Origin of the sequence: Acidovorax sp. K2F, assembly GCF_025246485.1 — a bacterium.
In the GTDB taxonomy this organism is placed as follows: domain Bacteria; phylum Pseudomonadota; class Gammaproteobacteria; order Burkholderiales; family Burkholderiaceae_C; genus Acidovorax; species Acidovorax delafieldii.
Window position 1 is genome coordinate 132,588 of the sequence record NZ_JAOBSQ010000041.1, and the last position, 15,823, is coordinate 148,410.

The 15,823-nt window shown below is 67.4% G+C and carries 11 protein-coding genes and 1 tRNA gene; 8 read left to right on the top strand and 4 right to left on the bottom strand.

Features of this window, described 5'->3' with window-relative positions; translation table 11 throughout:
• Positions 1-33 precede the first annotated feature (33 nt).
• The 4 genes from tig to N4G42_RS16255 form a co-directional block, all read right to left on the bottom strand.
• Entirely contained in the window at positions 34-1,347 is a 1,314-nt protein-coding gene (gene tig / locus N4G42_RS16240) for a trigger factor (RefSeq protein ID WP_056064489.1), read from the bottom strand.
• Between the two features lie 75 nt (positions 1,348-1,422).
• A tRNA-Leu gene (locus N4G42_RS16245) sits at positions 1,423-1,509 on the bottom strand.
• A gap of 90 nt (positions 1,510-1,599) precedes the next feature.
• Positions 1,600-4,782, bottom strand: a complete 3,183-nt coding sequence (locus tag N4G42_RS16250) for an efflux RND transporter permease subunit (protein ID WP_056064492.1) — start codon at positions 4,780-4,782, stop codon at positions 1,600-1,602.
• Positions 4,783-4,790: 8 nt separating this feature from the next.
• Entirely contained in the window at positions 4,791-6,014 is a 1,224-nt protein-coding gene (locus N4G42_RS16255; RefSeq protein WP_121943996.1) for an efflux RND transporter periplasmic adaptor subunit, read from the bottom strand.
• A gap of 243 nt (positions 6,015-6,257) precedes the next feature.
• Between N4G42_RS16255 and hpnC the strand changes: the two genes are divergently transcribed.
• The 8 genes from hpnC (at position 6,258) to N4G42_RS16295 (ending at position 15,781) form a co-directional block, all read left to right on the top strand.
• Complete coding sequence (gene hpnC / locus N4G42_RS16260) at positions 6,258-7,166, top strand: squalene synthase HpnC (RefSeq protein WP_409557839.1); 909 nt, start codon at positions 6,258-6,260, stop codon at positions 7,164-7,166.
• Positions 7,167-7,482: 316 nt separating this feature from the next.
• The gene (locus N4G42_RS16265) at positions 7,483-8,892 is read left to right on the top strand and encodes an L-serine ammonia-lyase (RefSeq protein WP_260667898.1); all 1,410 of its coding nucleotides are present in this window, start codon (positions 7,483-7,485) and stop codon (positions 8,890-8,892) included.
• A 151-nt stretch (positions 8,893-9,043) separates the two neighbouring features.
• The gene (hpnD, locus tag N4G42_RS16270; protein ID WP_260667936.1) at positions 9,044-9,883 is read left to right on the top strand and encodes a presqualene diphosphate synthase HpnD; all 840 of its coding nucleotides are present in this window, start codon (positions 9,044-9,046) and stop codon (positions 9,881-9,883) included.
• 51 nt (positions 9,884-9,934) lie between these two features.
• Complete coding sequence (gene hpnE / locus N4G42_RS16275; RefSeq protein WP_409557841.1) at positions 9,935-11,230, top strand: hydroxysqualene dehydroxylase HpnE; 1,296 nt, start codon at positions 9,935-9,937, stop codon at positions 11,228-11,230.
• Between the two features lie 168 nt (positions 11,231-11,398).
• On the top strand, positions 11,399-12,409 hold the full coding sequence (locus tag N4G42_RS16280) for a Bug family tripartite tricarboxylate transporter substrate binding protein (RefSeq protein WP_015014895.1): 1,011 nt from the start codon (positions 11,399-11,401) through the stop codon (positions 12,407-12,409).
• A gap of 226 nt (positions 12,410-12,635) precedes the next feature.
• Positions 12,636-13,304, top strand: coding sequence for a response regulator (locus N4G42_RS16285; RefSeq protein WP_015014896.1), 669 nt, complete (start codon positions 12,636-12,638; stop codon positions 13,302-13,304).
• A gap of 3 nt (positions 13,305-13,307) precedes the next feature.
• The gene (locus N4G42_RS16290) at positions 13,308-14,696 is read left to right on the top strand and encodes a sensor histidine kinase (RefSeq protein WP_116747462.1); all 1,389 of its coding nucleotides are present in this window, start codon (positions 13,308-13,310) and stop codon (positions 14,694-14,696) included.
• Between the two features lie 35 nt (positions 14,697-14,731).
• Complete coding sequence (locus tag N4G42_RS16295; RefSeq protein WP_409557842.1) at positions 14,732-15,781, top strand: tripartite tricarboxylate transporter substrate-binding protein; 1,050 nt, start codon at positions 14,732-14,734, stop codon at positions 15,779-15,781.
• Positions 15,782-15,823 lie beyond the last annotated feature (42 nt).

A 15,823-nucleotide genomic window follows, 5' to 3' on the forward strand; every position in this document is an offset into this window, starting at 1 on the left:
TGCACGAGGCAGACCACCCGGCCCGAGGGCCTATCAGCCCTGCTGCGCCATCAGGTCGTCGAAGGAAATGGCCTTTTCGACCACCTTGGCCTTGGACAGCACGAATTCGGTCACGTTGTTTTCGATGACAACGGCTTCGACTTCAGCCAGGCGCTGGCGGTCGCCGAAGTACCAACGCACCACGTCTTCGGGCTTCTCGTAGCTGGCGGCCAGCTCGTCGATGTGGGCCTTGAGCTGCTCGGGCTTGGCCTGCAGCTCATTGGCGCGCACCAGCTCGGCCAGCACCAGGCCCAGGCGCACACGGCGCTCTGCCTGGGGACGGAACACGTCTTCAGGGATCTCGGCCTTGTCGGCGTCCTTGATGCCGCGTTGCTTGAGTTCAGCGCGGGCACCTTCCATCAGGCGGGCGATTTCAGCCTGGATGCTGGAATTGGGCAGGTCCAACTCGGCCTTGGACACCAGGGCGTCCATCACGGCAGCCTTGTTGCGGGCCAGCAAGCGGAACTTGACTTCGCGCTCCAGGTTCTTCTTGATGTCGGCGCGCAGGCCATCCACGGAACCGTCGGCAATGCCCAGCGACTTGGCCAGAGCATCATTCACTTCGGGCAGGTGGGCCGCTTCAATCTTCTTGATGGTCACCAGGAAGTCGGCGGTCTTGCCAGCGACGTCCTTGCCGTGGTATTCGGCAGGGAACGCCAAGGGGAAAGTCTTGCTTTCGCCGGACTTCATGCCACGCACCGCGTCTTCGAACTCCTTGAGCATCTGGCCTTCGCCGACCAGGAACTGGAAGTCTTCGGCCTTGCCGCCGTCAAAGGGTTCGCCGTCGATCTTGCCTTCGAAGTCCACGGTCACGCGGTCACCGTCTTGCGCAGCGGCGTCAATGGCGCGCTGGGCGAAGCTGCGGCGCTGCTTGCGCAGGATGTCGATGGTCTTGTCGATGGCGCTGTCGGTCACTTCGGACGACAGTTTTTCAACTTCGGCGTCCGACAGGTCAGCGATCTTGACTTCGGGGAACACTTCGAAGATGGCGTCAAAAGTCACCTGGCCTTCGGGAGCGCCTTCCTTTTCAGTGATGCGGGGCTGGCCAGCAACACGCAGGTTGGCTTCATTCGCAGCCACAGCAAAGGCCTCACCCACCTTGTCGTTCAGCACTTCGTACTGCACCGAGTAGCCATAACGCTGGGCCACCACGTTCATGGGCACCTTGCCGGGACGGAAACCGTCCATCTTGACCGTACGGGCCAGGCGCTTGAGGCGCGTGTCCACTTCGGACTGGATCAGGGTGACGGGCACGCTCAGCGTGATCTTGCGCTCGAGCTTCTCAAGGGTTTCAACAGTAACGGCCATGGCTATTCCTCTTATGAATGTGGATCGTGCTGGCTGCAGCGCAGCAGCGCCGTGTTCCGCAAAGTCTCACATGGGTGGTGCGCGGGGGGGGACTCGAACCCCCACACCATTGCTGGCGTCAGGACCTAAACCTGGTGCGTCTACCAATTTCGCCACCCGCGCGGTTCTACAAACAAACAGGCGGCAACCTCAGCTGCCGCCTGTGTGAAATCGGTCAACCTTCTATTTTACCTGATGCGGACGCCCTGTCGGTCAAGCAGCACCAGGAACCTCTGGCGCAGGTCGTTTGACACGGAACCAGGCCGCATACATTGCAGGCAGTGCCAGCAGCGTCAGCACCGTGGCCACCACCAGCCCGCCCATGATGGCAACGGCCATCGGCCCCCAGAACACGCTGCGCGACAGCGGGATCATGGCCAGCACGGCGGCAGCGGCGGTGAGCACGATGGGGCGCAAACGGCGCACGGCCGATTCCACAATGGCATCCCAGGCGGGCACGCCCCGGGCGCGGTCCTGCTCGATCTGATCGATCAGGATCACCGAATTGCGCTGGATCATGCCCATGAGCGCGATCACCCCCAGCAGCGCCACAAAACCAAAGGGACGATTGAGCAGCAACAGCGCTGCCGCCACACCCGCCAGCCCGAGCGGCCCGGTCAGGAACACCAGCATGGCACGGCTGAAGCTGTGCAGTTGCAGCATGAGCAGCGTGAAGGTGATGAACAGCATGATGGGAAGACCCGCCGCGATGGACGCCGAGCCCTTGGAGCTTTCCTCCACGGCGCCCGCCACCTCGATGCGGTAGCCCGTCTGGCCCGCCGACCGCCACTTGGCCTCAATCTCCTTGAGGGATGGCAGCAGCGCCGCCGTCACCGTGGCGCCCTGCAGGCCCTCGGTCACGTCGCCCTGCACGGTGATGGCGTAGTCGCGATTTTCGCGCCACATCACGCCGGGCTCCCAGGTGAACACAGGCTTGGCGATCTGCGTGAGCGGGATCGACTTGCCCGAGGCCGTTGGCAGATAGGCGTTGGCAATGTCAGTGATGGCGTTGCGCTCATCCAGCGGCTGGCGCAGCAGGATGTCGATGAGCTTGTCGCCCTCGCGGTACTGGCCGACCTGCGTGCCCGACAGAATGGTCTTGGACGCCTGTGCGATGGACTGGCTGGTCACGCCCAGGGCGCGTGCCTTGGCCTGGTCGACTTCCAGGCGCAGCACCTTCACGGACTCGTTCCAGTTGTCGTTCACCCCGCGCATGTTGGGGTTCTGGCGCAGCTGGGCCTTGACCTCGTCCGCACGCTCGCGCAGTACCAGCGGATCAGGTCCCACCACGCGGAACTGAACGGGATAAGGCACGGGCGGCCCGTTGGGCAGCAGCTTGACGCGCCCGCGCACTTCCGGGAACTCCTGCGCCAGCAGCGCAGGCAGCTTCACACGCAGCGATTCGCGCACCTTCAGGTCTTGGGGCACCACGATGAACTGCGACACATTGCTCTGCGGGAACACCTGATCGAGCGGCAGATAAAAACGCGGCACACCAGAGCCTACCCAGGTGCTCACCGTGTTCACGCCTGGCTCGGACAACAGACGCTGCTCCACACGCTTGGTGACGGCCTCGTTGCCCGCAAAAGAAGTGCCTTCGGGGAACCAGATGTCCACCAGAATCTCAGGCCGGCTGGAATCCGGGAAGAACTGCTGCTGCACCTTGCCCATGCCGACAATGCCCAGGGCAAAGGTCAGCACCGTGGCGCCAATGGTCAGCCAGCGGTGCTGCACGCACCAGTCCACCAGACGGCGGAAGCTGCGGTAGAACGGGCTGTCAAAAACCTCGTGCGGGTCGTCCGTGATGCCCTTGTTGGCCTGAGCGGCCAAGACGTGAGGCGGCACCTTGAGCAGCAGCGTGCCGAGATAAGGAACGAAGTAGACCGACACGAACCAGCTGAGCACCAGCGCAATCACCGTCACGGCAAAGATGGCAAAGGTGTATTCACCCGTGGTGGACTTGGCCAGGCCGATGGGCAAAAAGCCCGCCGCCGTGATCAGCGTGCCCGTGAGCATGGGCATGGCCGTGATCTCGTAGGCAAAGGTGGCGGCGCGCACCTTGTCATAGCCCTCTTCGAGCTTGAGCACCATCATCTCCACCGCAATGATGGCGTCGTCCACCAGCAGGCCCAGCGCGATGATGAGCGAGCCCAGCGAAATCTTGTGTAGCCCGATGCCCCAGTACCACATGGCCAGGAACGTGACGGCCAACACCAGCGGGATCGTGATGCCCACCACCAGCCCCGGGCGGGGGTCGATGTACCAGCGCTTCCACAGCGGGTTGTTACCGGGCCGCTTGTGGACGCCCAGGCTGATGAAGCTCACCGCCAGCACGATGACCACGGCCTCGATCAGCACCTTGACAAACTCGTTCACCGAGGTGGACACCGCCTTGGGCTGGTCTTGCACGTTGACCAGTTTCACGCCCGCCGGCAACGTGCCAGCGATGCGGTCGGTGGTGGTGTGCAGGGCCTTGCCCAGCGCAATGATGTCGCCGCCCTTGGACATGGAGACGCCCAGCGCAATCACCTCGCGCCCCTGGTGGCGCACCTTCACGCCCGGTGGGTCCACATAGCCGCGCTGCACTTCGGCAATATCGCCCAGACGCAGTTGCGCGCCCGAGGGGCCGCGGATCGGCATCGCACGCAGGTCCTCGATGGCGTTGAACTGGCCTTGCACGCGCACCTGCACCTGGTCTTGCGGGGTCTGGATGGTGCCCGCGCTTTCCACTGCGTTCTGCTGGCCCAGCTGGGCCAGCACCTGGTTCATGTCCAGGCCCAGTTGCGACAGGCGCTTTTGCGAGATCTCGATGAAGAGCTTTTCGTCCTGCACGCCAAACAGCTCGACCTTCGCCACATCGGGCACGCGCAGCAGCTGCTGGCGCGCGTCATCGGCAAACTGCTTGAGCTCTGCGTAGCTGAATCCCTCGGACTCCAGAGCGTAGATCACGCCATACACATCACCAAAGTCGTCATTGAAGAACGGGCCCTGAATGCCCTGGGGCAAGGTGTAGCGCATGTCGCCCACCTTCTTGCGCACGCTGTACCAGACGTTGGCCACGTCGCCGGGCTTGGAGGAGTCCTTGATCTGGAAAATGATCTGCGACTCGCCGGGCTTGGAATAGCTGCGGATCTTGTCGGCGTACGGCACTTCCTGCAGCGTGCGCTCGATCTTGTCGGTGACCTGCTCGGCCACCTGCTGGGCCGTGGCACCGGGCCAGTAGGTGCGCACCACCATGGCACGGAAGGTGAACGGAGGGTCTTCGTCCTGCCCCAGCTGGAAGTAGGCGGCAAAGCCCAGCAGCATCAACACCACCATGAGGTAGCGGGTGAGCGCAGGATGGTCGAGCGCCCATTTGGAGAGGTTGAACCCCTCTTTGGGTTGGATTTGCGTCATGGCGGGCCTCAGTTGGCGGCAGAGGCCGTGGCGGTGGCGGGTGCAGCAGCGGCCGCAGGAGCCGATGGCACCGCCGGCATTGCTACAGATTCAGGAGCTGTCTGCGCTTTATTCACTGGCGCCTGGGCCACTTTTGGCTGGTATACCGTCACTTTTTGGCCGGGAGACAGCACGTGCACGCCGGTGGCCACCACCTGCATGCCGGGGGTCAGGCCCCCTGCCACCACGGCATCGTTGCCATCGGCCGTGGCGATCTGCACCACCTGCGACTTGACGGTGCTGGTCGCGGGGTCGTACACCCACACGGCGGTGGACTGGCCCTCCTGCCGCAGCGCGCTCGTGGGCAGCTTGATGGCGGCAATGCCGGCATGGCTCAGTGCCTTGGGCGTGGCGTACACGGTGGCGCCCAGCGCTGGGGCGTCCGCAGCGTCAATGGCTACCTTGACCTGGAAGGTGCGGGTCGCAGCGTCGGCGCTGGCAGCCACTTCGCGCACGCGGCCCGTCAGGGTCGCGCCGCCAGACCAGCCGCGCACAGCCACCTCGGAGCCCGTCGTGATCTGCGCCACCTTGTCCTCGGGCACAGCAAACACCACGTCGCGCGGGCCGTCCTGCGCAATGCGCACCACCGGCGCACCGGCCGACACCACCTGGCCCGGCTCGGCATCGATGCCCGTCACCACGCCCGACACGTCGGCCACCAGCGTGGTGTAGGCCGCCTGGTTGCCCTGCGACGACAGCTGCGCGCGCGCCTGGTCCAGCGTGGCCTGGGCCGCCTTGAGCGTGGCCTCGCGGCGTTCCAGCTCGGCACCGCTGATGAAGTTCTGGTCCTTGAGCGCCTGGTAGCGCTTGAGGTCCGCCGCCGCCAGATCACGCTGCGTGGTGGCCGATGCCAGTTGCGCACGCGCCGCATCAGCCGCCAGTTGGTAGTCCTTGGGGTCCAGTTGCGCCAGCACCTGCCCGGCCTTCACGCGCTGACCCAGCTCGGCCTGGCGCTGCACGATCTTGCCCGCCACGCGAAAGCCCAGGCGCGACTCCACCCGCGCGCGCACCTCGCCCGAATACTCCAGGCTGGACTGCAGCGCGCCCACGCCCACCGTCATCAGCTTGACGGAGCGCACGGGCTCCTCAGGCGGTGCGGGACGCGAACAAGCGGCCAGCACGGTAGCGGTGGCCAGCACCAGCAAAAGCCTGGAATGCCGTGAAGAGGGCCGCAGGGCGGAGGATGTGCGCATGGGAAATCCGGTGAAAAAAGAAGGGGCCACAAGGATCAGCAAGCAAGACGCAGGCCGGAGCGCCCGCGCAGCGACAGTACACCAGACACCCGCCAACCAGCCACCCGCAGCCATGCAGGGCGCTTGTGAACAGATGCAGGGGCCAGCCGCCTTGTCCCCCCACTGGATTGGTTTTTATGATTACTGACTGACCGGTTAGTAATCTATGAGAAGCCCTTGAGCTTGTCAAGCGACAATCCGGGTGTGAACGACCGTCCCAGCCCCTCTCCCCACCCCGGCACAGCCTCCGCGCCACAGCCCACTGCGACTGATGCGGTGGCGCCTCCTGTCACCCATTACGAAAACTTCCCCGTAGCATCCCTGCTGTGCCCGCCCCACCTGCGCCAGCCGATAGCCGCCATCTACGGCTTTGCGCGCACGGCGGACGACATTGCCGATGAAGGCGATGCCCTGCCCGCCGCCCGGCTGGCAGACCTGGCGGCCTACCTGGCCGATCTGCGCGCGATTGCCCAGGGCCAGGCGCCCTCGCCCCGCTGGGCCAGCGTGTTTTTGCCGCTGCAAGGCGTATTGCGCAGCCACCAGCTGCCCGTGCCGCTGCTGGAAGACCTGCTGAGTGCCTTTGCCCAGGACGTCGAAAAAACCCGTGACGGCGAGGGCTACGCCGACCGCGACGAGCTGCTGGACTACTGCCGCCGCTCAGCCAACCCCGTGGGCCGGCTGCTGCTGCACCTGTATGGCGTGCACGACGCCGAGGCGCTGCGCCAGAGCGACGCCATCTGCACGGCGCTGCAGCTCATCAACTTCTGGCAGGACCTGTCCGTGGACATTCCCCGGGGCCGCCACTACCTGCCGCGCTCCGACTGCGTAGCGTATGGCGCCTGCCAGTCCGAGCTGCTGGCGCTGCAAAGCACCCGCGAGAACGCCCGCCTGATTGCCGACTGCGCCCACTGGGCGCGCACCACGATGCAAAGCGGCGCCCCCTTGGTGCACCGCCTGCCGGGCCGCGCCGGCTGGGAGCTGCGGCTGGTGGTGCAAGGCGGCCTGCGCATCCTCGACAAGGTCGAGGCCCTCAAAGGGGGCGGCCTGCACACCCGGCCCAAGCTCCGTGGCTGGGACTGGTGCGTGATGCTGGGCCGCGCGCTGGTGATGTAAGAAAGATTCATGGGCCACAAGGCGGGCTCACACATTGGCGTGCCAGCGCACCACGCAGTGCCCAAACGGCCTGTAGCGCATGATTCATGTGCACCAACAGCTACTTAATTGATAGCAATTTATTGGGATGCCTCTCGCCCTTGACCCGGCAGGGGCAGGGATTGCGAGCATGCCCCGGCCACCGCACCCGGTTAGCCTCGCGGCCACCGTGGCAGGGCGGCGGCCAACACCCCCACCCTGCCGGCCCGTGCCCGCGCGCCACAAGCGCTGGGGCACCTTTAACACTGGCTCTCAGAGCCCAGGGTCACCCCCCACTATGTCCGTCAGCGTTTTCGACCTCTTCAAGATCGGCATCGGGCCGTCCAGCTCCCACACCGTGGGGCCCATGATTGCCGCCCGGCAGTTTGCCTGCCATGTGCGCGACACCGTCGGCCTGGCGGCGGTGCACCAGGTGAGCGTGGAGCTGTTCGGCTCCCTCTCGGCCACCGGCGTGGGCCACGGCACCGACCGCGCCGTGCTGCTCGGTCTGGCCGGGCACGAGCCAGACCACATCGACCCCGACCAGATCGCCCCCGCCATCGCACAGATCCGCCAGAGCGGCACGCTGGCGTTGCTGGGCGAGCATGCCGTGCCGTTTGTCGAAAAGGACCACCTGCTGTTTCGCCGCAAAAGCCTGCCGCTGCACCCCAACGGCATGGCGTTCCATGCACTGGATGCGCAGGGCAACGACATCGCCATGCGTGAGTACTACTCGGTGGGCGGCGGCTTTGTGGTCGACGCGGCGGGTCAGCGCGTGCTCAACACGCCCGCCAGCGCTGGCGCCGATACCGCAGGCCATGGCCAGGGCCTGCCGTACCCGTTCCGCACCGGGGCCGAGCTGCTGGCGCAGTGCCGCACTACGGGCCAGAGCATGGCCCAGCTCATGGCCGCCAACGAACAGCACTGGCGCAGCCGGACCGAGGTGCGGCGCCAGTTGCTGGCCATCTGGCAGACCATGGCGGGCGCCGTGCAGCGCGGCTGCGCCAGCACCGGTACGCTGCCCGGCCCCATGCATGTGCGCCGGCGTGCGGCCGAGCTGCACAAGAACCTGAGCCGCTCGCCCGAGGCCGCCCTGCGCGACCCGCTCTCCATGCTGGACTGGGTGAACCTGTACGCCATGGCCGTGAACGAAGAAAACGCCGCTGGCGGCCGCGTGGTGACGGCGCCCACCAACGGTGCGGCAGGCGTGATTCCGGCCGTGCTGCACTACTACGTCAACTTTCTGCAGGGCCCCATCCCGGCCAACGACGACGGCATTGCCACCTTTTTGCTCACCGCAGGTGCCATCGGCATCATCTACAAGGAAAACGCATCGCTCTCCGGCGCCGAGGTGGGCTGCCAGGGCGAAGTGGGCGTGGCCTGCTCCATGGCCGCTGGCGCGCTGGCCGCCGTGATGGGCGGCACGCCCGAGCAGGTGGAGAACGCGGCCGAGATCGGCATGGAGCACAACCTGGGCATGACCTGCGACCCCGTGGGCGGTCTGGTGCAGATCCCCTGCATCGAGCGCAACGCCATGGGCGCGATCAAGGCCATCAACGCCGCCCGCATGGCGCTGCGCGGCGACGGGCAGCACGTGGTCTCGCTCGACAAGGTCATCAAGACCATGATGCAGACCGGCGCGGACATGAAGGTGAAATACAAGGAGACATCGCGCGGCGGGCTGGCGGTGAATGTGGTCGAATGCTGACCCCCGCCGCCCTGATGCCTTGCAATGTCCAACGCCTGAACGCTATTCATTAGATAGCATTTAGACCATATTGCACTAGCGCCTCCGCCCCAAAAGGCTTGAAACCCTGCCCCCCCGCCTGCCGGGGTGCGCCATGGGACAATCTCGCCCCATGACACCGCAGCAGTACGTACAGCAAAAAGCCGTGGCCTCGGGCAGCAGCTTCTATTACGCCTTTCTCTTTCTGCCTGCCCCGCGCCGCGCGGCCATCACGGCGTTCTATGCGTTTTGCCGCGAAGTGGACGATGTGGTCGATGAAGTGAGCGACCCGGGCGTGGCCCGCACCAAGCTGGCCTGGTGGCAGGCCGAAGTGTCCAAGGCCTACGCGGGCCAGCCCACGCACCCCGTGATGCTGGCGCTGATGCCGCTGGCGGCCGACTACGGCATCGAGCAACGCCACTTGCAGGCCGTGATCGACGGCTGCCAGATGGATCTGGAGCAGACCCGCTACCTCGACTTTGCAGGCCTCAAGGGCTACTGCCACCTGGTGGCGGGCATCGTGGGTGAAGTGGCCGCGCGCATCTTCGGCCAGACCGACCCGCACACCACCGAATACGCACACCGGCTGGGCCTGGCATTCCAGCTCACCAACATCATCCGCGACGTGGGCGAAGACGCCATGCTGGGCCGCATTTACCTGCCCGTCAGCGAGCTGCAGCAGTTCGACGTGAAGGCGCACGAGATCTTGAAGCGCCAGTACTCCGACCGGTTCACCGCACTCATGCGTTTTCAGGCCGAGCGTGCGCACCGGCTGTACGACGAGGCCTTTGCCCTGCTGCCCGACGCGGACCGCCGCACCCAAAAGCCCGGCCTGATGATGGCCAGCATCTACCGCACGCTGCTGCGCGAGATCGAGCACGAAAACTTCCAGGTGCTGCACCAACGCATCCGCCTCACGCCGCTGCGCAAGTTCTGGCTGGCCTGGAAGATGCAAGCCCTGGGCAGGATGTAGCCCGGCGTGGCACCGCAGAAAGTCGCCGTCATCGGGGCTGGCTGGGCCGGCATGGCTGCAGCCATCGCCCACCGGCAGGCCGGCCGCCAGGTCACCGTGTTCGAGGCCGCGCGCACGGTGGGCGGCCGCGCGCGCGCCGTGCCGGGCGTGCTGCCCGATGGCACAGCGGCCACGCTCGACAACGGCCAGCACATCCTGATCGGTGCCTACACCGAGAGCCTGCGCCTGATGCGCCTGGTGGGCATGGACCCTGCCACCGCGCTGCTGCGCCTGCCGCTGACCTTGCAGTTCCCCGATGGCCAGGGCCTGCAACTGCCCGACCTGCCCCCGCCGCTGGATGCGCTGCTGGGCATCGCGCGCGCCAAAGGCTGGGGCTGGCAAGACAAGATCGCTCTGCTGCGCACGGCCACGGACTGGCAGCTGCGCGGCTTTCGCTGCGCGGCCCACACCTCGGTGGCAGACCTGTGTGCCCCGCTCACGCCCCGGCTGATAGCCGAGTTCATCGACCCGCTGTGCGTGTCTGCACTCAACACCCCCGCACGCGAGGCCAGCGGCCAGGTGTTTTTGCGGGTGCTGCAGGACAGCCTGTTCAGCGGACGCGGCGGCTCCAACCTGTTGCTGCCACGCACCGACCTGGGCGCGCTGTTCCCCGAGGCTGCGGTGCGCTGGCTGGTGCAGCAAGGCGGCCAGGTGGTCACCGGCCAACGCATCCAGCGGCTCGTGCCCCTGCCCAGCGGGCGCTGGCAATTGGTGGGTGCTGTGGGCGCCGTCGGTACAGCGCAGGGCGCCGAAGCAGCCGACTCCTTTGACCACATCACCCTGGCCTGCCCCTCGTGGGAGGCCGCGCGCCTGGTCGAGGGCCTTGCCAGCACGGCGGGCCTGGCCGCTGCCGCCCGCTGGAGCGCCACCGCCAGTGCCTTGCGGTTTGAGGCCATCACCACCGTTTACGCCCATGCCAGCGGCGCACAACTCCCCCTGCCCATGCTGGCGCTGCGCAACACGGCAGCGCACCCGGCGCAGTTCGTGTTCGACCGGGGCCAACTCGACGGCCGGCAGGGGTTGCTGGCCTTTGTGGTGAGCGCCAGCGATGGCGACCGGGCGCTCATCGAGCAACAGGTGATGCAGCAAGCCGCTGCACAGCTGGGCCTGCCGGGCCTGCGCCCTGTGCAGACCGTGGTCGAAAAGCGCGCCACGTTTGCATGCACCCCCGGCCTGCAGCGGCCCGCCATGCAGGTGCTGCCGGGGCTGACAGCCTGCGGCGACTATGTGGAGGGCCCCTACCCGGCGACGCTGGAAGGCGCGGTGCTCTGCGGCACCGCCGTGGCGGCCTGCGCAGCAGCGGGCTGACACAACACCACCCGGGCCAGCAGGCCACCCCCGGGTAACTACCAAGCCCGCTGACAGCATTCCGAAAGCACGACCCAGGCACCATGGCGCCACTCGCATACCGCATGCGCCTTGTTCGCCCTTGGGCGCGCTGGCCTTTCGGCCTTTTGTTTTGACGGAGACCCCCCCATGCTTTCACACGAACACCCCGCCCTCTGGTCCCCCACCCGCCGCCATCTGCTGGGAGCCAGCGGCGCACTGGCCCTGGGCGGTCTGCTGCCCGCTGGTGCCTCGGCCCAGGCGGCCTGGCCGTCCAAGTCGGTGCGGTTTGTGGTGCCGTTCGCGCCGGGCGGCAGCTCGGAGATCGTGGCCCGCTCCACCGCTGCCGAGCTGGGCAAGACGCTGGGCCAGAGCGTGTATGTGGACAACAAGCCGGGCGCCGCAGGCAACATCGCCATGGGTGAAGTGGCACGCTCTGACGACCAGCACACGCTGATCCTGGGCCACATCGGCACACTGGCCGTCAACCCCTTCATCTTCGACAAGCTGCCCTACGACGCCAACAAGGACTTCAAGCCCGTGAGCCTGCTGGCCAAGGTGCCCAGCCTGTACGTGGTGCACCCCGACGTGCCCGCCAAGAACCTCAAGGAGTTCATCGCCTACGCCAAGAAGAACCCGGCCAAGCTCAGCTATGGCTCGGCGGGCAACGGCAGCGCGGGCCACCTGGCGTTTGAATACCTCAAGATGACCGCCGAGATCTTCATGCTGCACGTGCCCTACCGTGGCACCGGCCCCATGATGACCGACCTGCTCTCGGGCCGTCTTGACGCCGCTGCCGTGGGCGCCGCCGCCCTGCTGCCTTTCATCAAGGCCGGCAAGGTGCGCTGCATTGCCACAGGCTCGGCCAAGCGCCTGCCCCAGCTGCCCGACGTGGCCACGGTGGCCGAACAGGGCTTTCCGGGCTTTGAGATGACGCAGTGGTACGGCATGCTGGCGCCCGCCAACCTGGCCCCGGCCAACCTCGACAAGCTGGCGGCCGAGACCGCCAAGGCCGTCAAAGCCCCCGGCTCGCTGGAGCGCCTGAACGCGGACGCGGCCGAGGCCATTGGCGGCACACCAGCGCAGTTTGCGCAGTTCATCGCGTCCGAACAAGAGCGCTGGAAGAAGGTGCTGCTGCGCGCGAAGGTGAAGCCAGACTAACCCCCTGAGCCGCTTCGCGTCTTCCCCCTTTCTCTCGCCCCGCTGCGCGGGTCGGGAAGGGGGACGCAGCCAGTGCGGCGGGGCGGCCCTTGCACGGCTGCATGGCCTGGGCAGTGCGTGCTCGCAAGCTGACTGCTGGCGCTTGCGCGCCGTGACCGCTCCGCGTTGAATGGCTCAATGCTGAAGGCAAGCCCTGCGTCATCCGCACAAACGGTAGCATCCCTCCATGCGCATCCTTCTGGCCGAAGACGACCACAACCTGGGCACCTGGCTGAGCCGTGCGCTGGAGCATGCGGGCATCCAGGTCGAATGGGTGAACGACGGCCGCCTGGCCGACCGCGCGCTGCAGCAGCACGACAACTACGACGCACTGGTGCTGGACCTGGGCCTGCCCGGGCTGGACGGCCAGGCGGTGCTGCAGCGCTTGCGCGACCGCGACCAGCGCCTGCCCGCGCTGATCCTGACGGCACGTGATTCGCTGGACGAGCGCGTGCGCTCGCTCAACGCGGGGGCCGACGACTTTCTGGCCAAGCCCTTTGAACTGGCCGAGCTGGAGGCTCGCCTGCACGCCCTGGTGCGCCGCGCGCGCGGCAACGAGCACCAGCGCCAGGCCTGCGGTGCGCTGGTGTACGACAGCGCCCGCAAGCAGTTCACCCTGCGCGGCGAGCCCCTGGCCCTGTCTCCGCGCGAACATGCCGTGCTGCGCGTGCTGGTGCAGCGCAGTGGCGAGCCGTTTTCCAAGCAGCAGATCCTGGACCGCGTGTTCACCGACGATGACGATGTGCACCCCGAAGCCGTGGAGGTGTTTGTGCACCGCCTGCGCAAGCGGCTGGATGGCAGTGGTGTGCGCATCACCACGCTGCGTGGCCTGGGCTATGCGCTGGAGGCTGACTGACCGATGGGCCTGACCGCACGCCTGCGCCGCGCCAGCCTGTGGCGGCTGCTGGCCATGCTGCTGCTGCCGCTGCTGGCCCTGGTGACGGGCGTGGAGCTGTGGATGACCCGGCACGATGCGCTGGAGGCCGCCAACGCGGCCTACGACCGCTCGCTGCTCGGCGCGCTCAAGTCCATCGACGCCAACATCTCGACCGCCTCGGGCGGCCTGTCGGCCGAGTTGCCGTACAGCATGCTGGAATTCTTTGAACTCACGGCCAGCGGCAATGTGTACTTTCGCGTGGCGTCGTCCGACGGGCTGGTGGAGCTGGGCAATGCCGACCTGCCCTTGCCCGCTGGCGCGCTGGAGCCCGGCGTGCCGCGCTTTTATGACGCCACCTACTTTGGAGAGTCCGTGCGGCTGGCCGCCTACCGCCGCGCGCTGGACCGCGCGGAGCCGGCATCCACCGTGCTGGTGCAGGTGGCCGAAAGCACGCGGTCCCGCGAGGACTTCACAGCCCGCTTTGTACGCCGCGCGGTGCAGCGCGATGCGCTGGTTCTGGCCCTGATGGTGCTGGGCACTGCGGCACTGCTAGCTGTGGCGCTGCGCCCGCTGGCGCGGCTGGCGCGCGAGGTGCAGGCCCGCAGCGGCGACGACATGACCCCGCTGGCATCCAACGACCTGCCCGCAGACATCCGCCCGCTGGTGGACGCGGTCAACCAGCAGATGGCGCGCACGCAAGACCTGGTGGCGCAGCAACGGCAATTTCTGGACGATGCCTCGCACCAGCTGCGCACCCACCTCACCACGCTGCAGATGCAGATCGACTACGCACGCCGCGAGGGCGACACCACGCAGGTGCAGCACACGCTGGCAGCCATCGGAGGCGAGATCGCCCGCGCCACGCGCAGCACCCAGCAACTGCTGGCGCTGGGCCGCAGCGACACAGCGGCGGTGGAGCTGACGCCCTTTGACCTGGCCGCGCTGCTGCGCACGGTGGCGCTGGAGCTGCTGCCCCAGGCGCGCGCCAAGCAGATCGACTTTGGCATCCATACGCCCTCCGCTGGCATCGAGGCCGTGGGCGACAGTGGCCTGCTGCGCGAGGCCCTGACCAATCTGGCAGCCAATGCCATCGCCTACACCCCGGCGCAGGGCACCGTCACCGTGTCAGCCGCGGGTGACAGCCTGGGCTGGAGCATCTGCGTGGAGGACAACGGCCCCGGTCTGCCCGCCGAGGAGCGCGACGCCCTGGGCCAGCGCTACCGGCGCGGCTCGCAGGCCACGGCAGGCGGGTCGGGCCTGGGGCTGGCGATTGCGCGGTCGATTGCCGAGCGGCACCGGGGCAGCCTGCGGCTGCAGGCGCGCGCTGAAGGGCCAGGGCTCCTGGCGATACTCTGGTGGCCCCGCGCCTGACACAGTCTGCTGAACAAGTGAACGCTCCACACCCCATGCCGCAGCCCTTGCCCACCACAGACCGCCCGCTGACAGCGCCTTGCAGTCGCCGCCAGCTGCTGCAGACGCTCGCGGCCGCCGCCAGCGCTGGCGCGGGGCTGGCTCCCTTCCCGGCGGCGGCCGACGCATCCCGTGAGCCGGCGGAATGCATTGCGCCGTCACGCCCCGGCGGCGGATTTGACCTGACCTGCGGTCTGGCCTCGCAGGCACTGCAGGCCGTGCGCCCTGGCCGCACGCCGCTGCGCACCCGCTACCTGCCCGGCGGCATTGGCGCGGTGGCGTTTGACCAGGTGGCCACCGGCCGCCTGGGAGGGCCCGGCACGCTGGTGGCGTTCTCCAGCGGCTCGCTGCTCAACATGGCGCAGGGCCGCTTCGGCCCACACCCGGTGAGCGCCGTGCGCTGGATAGCGACGCTGGGAAACGACTACGGCGTGGTGGCTGTGCACCGCGACGCCCCTTACCAGCGCTTGCAGGACGTGGTCACCGCCTTGCAAAAAGATTCGGGCCGCGTGGTGTTTGGCGCCGGCGGCACGCTGGGCAGCCAGGACTGGGTCAAGGCCGCGCTGCTGGTGCGCGCAGCGGGGCAAGACCACAAGCGCATGCGTTTTGTATCGTTTGAAGGCGGCGGCGAAGCGCTCAAGGCGCTGGGCGGCCGGCACATCGACATCTTCACCGGCGACGCGGCCGAGGCCACCCGGGCCGCTGCAGAAGGCCTGCCGGTGCGCATCCTGGCGGTGCTGGCACCCGCGCGGCTGCCCGGCACACTGGCCGCCCTGCCCACGGCACGCGAGCAGGGCATTGACCTGCAATGGACCACCGTGCGCGGCCTCTACATGGCTGCCAGCGTGCCGGACGCGGCTGCCCACGCCTGGACGACCGCCCTGCAGGAAGCGCAAGCGGCGCCCGGGTATGCAGCGTTGTGCGCCCGCCATGGGCTCTACCCCTTTGCGCTGAGTGGCCCAGCCCTGGACGACTATGTGCAGCGCAGCCTGGCCGACTATCGCCGCCTGGCGCAGGATCTGGGGCTGCGGTCCTGGCCGCGTTGATCTGCGCTGCGCACCAGCTCCTGAGCAATTGGTCCGCTGACC

Bases quoted from the DNA above. Each gene is read 5' to 3' on its own strand.
- tig (WP_056064489.1), bottom strand. From the start codon at position 1,347: ATGGCCGTTACTGTTGAAACCCTTGAGAAGCTCGAGCGCAAGATCACG.
- N4G42_RS16250 (WP_056064492.1), bottom strand. From the start codon at position 4,782: ATGACGCAAATCCAACCCAAAGAGGGGTTCAACCTCTCCAAATGGGCG.
- N4G42_RS16255 (WP_121943996.1), bottom strand. From the start codon at position 6,014: ATGCGCACATCCTCCGCCCTGCGGCCCTCTTCACGGCATTCCAGGCTT.
- N4G42_RS16265 (WP_260667898.1), top strand. From the start codon at position 7,483: ATGTCCGTCAGCGTTTTCGACCTCTTCAAGATCGGCATCGGGCCGTCC.
- hpnD (WP_260667936.1), top strand. From the start codon at position 9,044: ATGACACCGCAGCAGTACGTACAGCAAAAAGCCGTGGCCTCGGGCAGC.
- hpnE (WP_409557841.1), top strand. From the start codon at position 9,935: ATGGCTGCAGCCATCGCCCACCGGCAGGCCGGCCGCCAGGTCACCGTG.
- N4G42_RS16280 (WP_015014895.1), top strand. From the start codon at position 11,399: ATGCTTTCACACGAACACCCCGCCCTCTGGTCCCCCACCCGCCGCCAT.
- N4G42_RS16285 (WP_015014896.1), top strand. From the start codon at position 12,636: ATGCGCATCCTTCTGGCCGAAGACGACCACAACCTGGGCACCTGGCTG.
- N4G42_RS16290 (WP_116747462.1), top strand. From the start codon at position 13,308: ATGGGCCTGACCGCACGCCTGCGCCGCGCCAGCCTGTGGCGGCTGCTG.
- N4G42_RS16295 (WP_409557842.1), top strand. From the start codon at position 14,732: ATGCCGCAGCCCTTGCCCACCACAGACCGCCCGCTGACAGCGCCTTGC.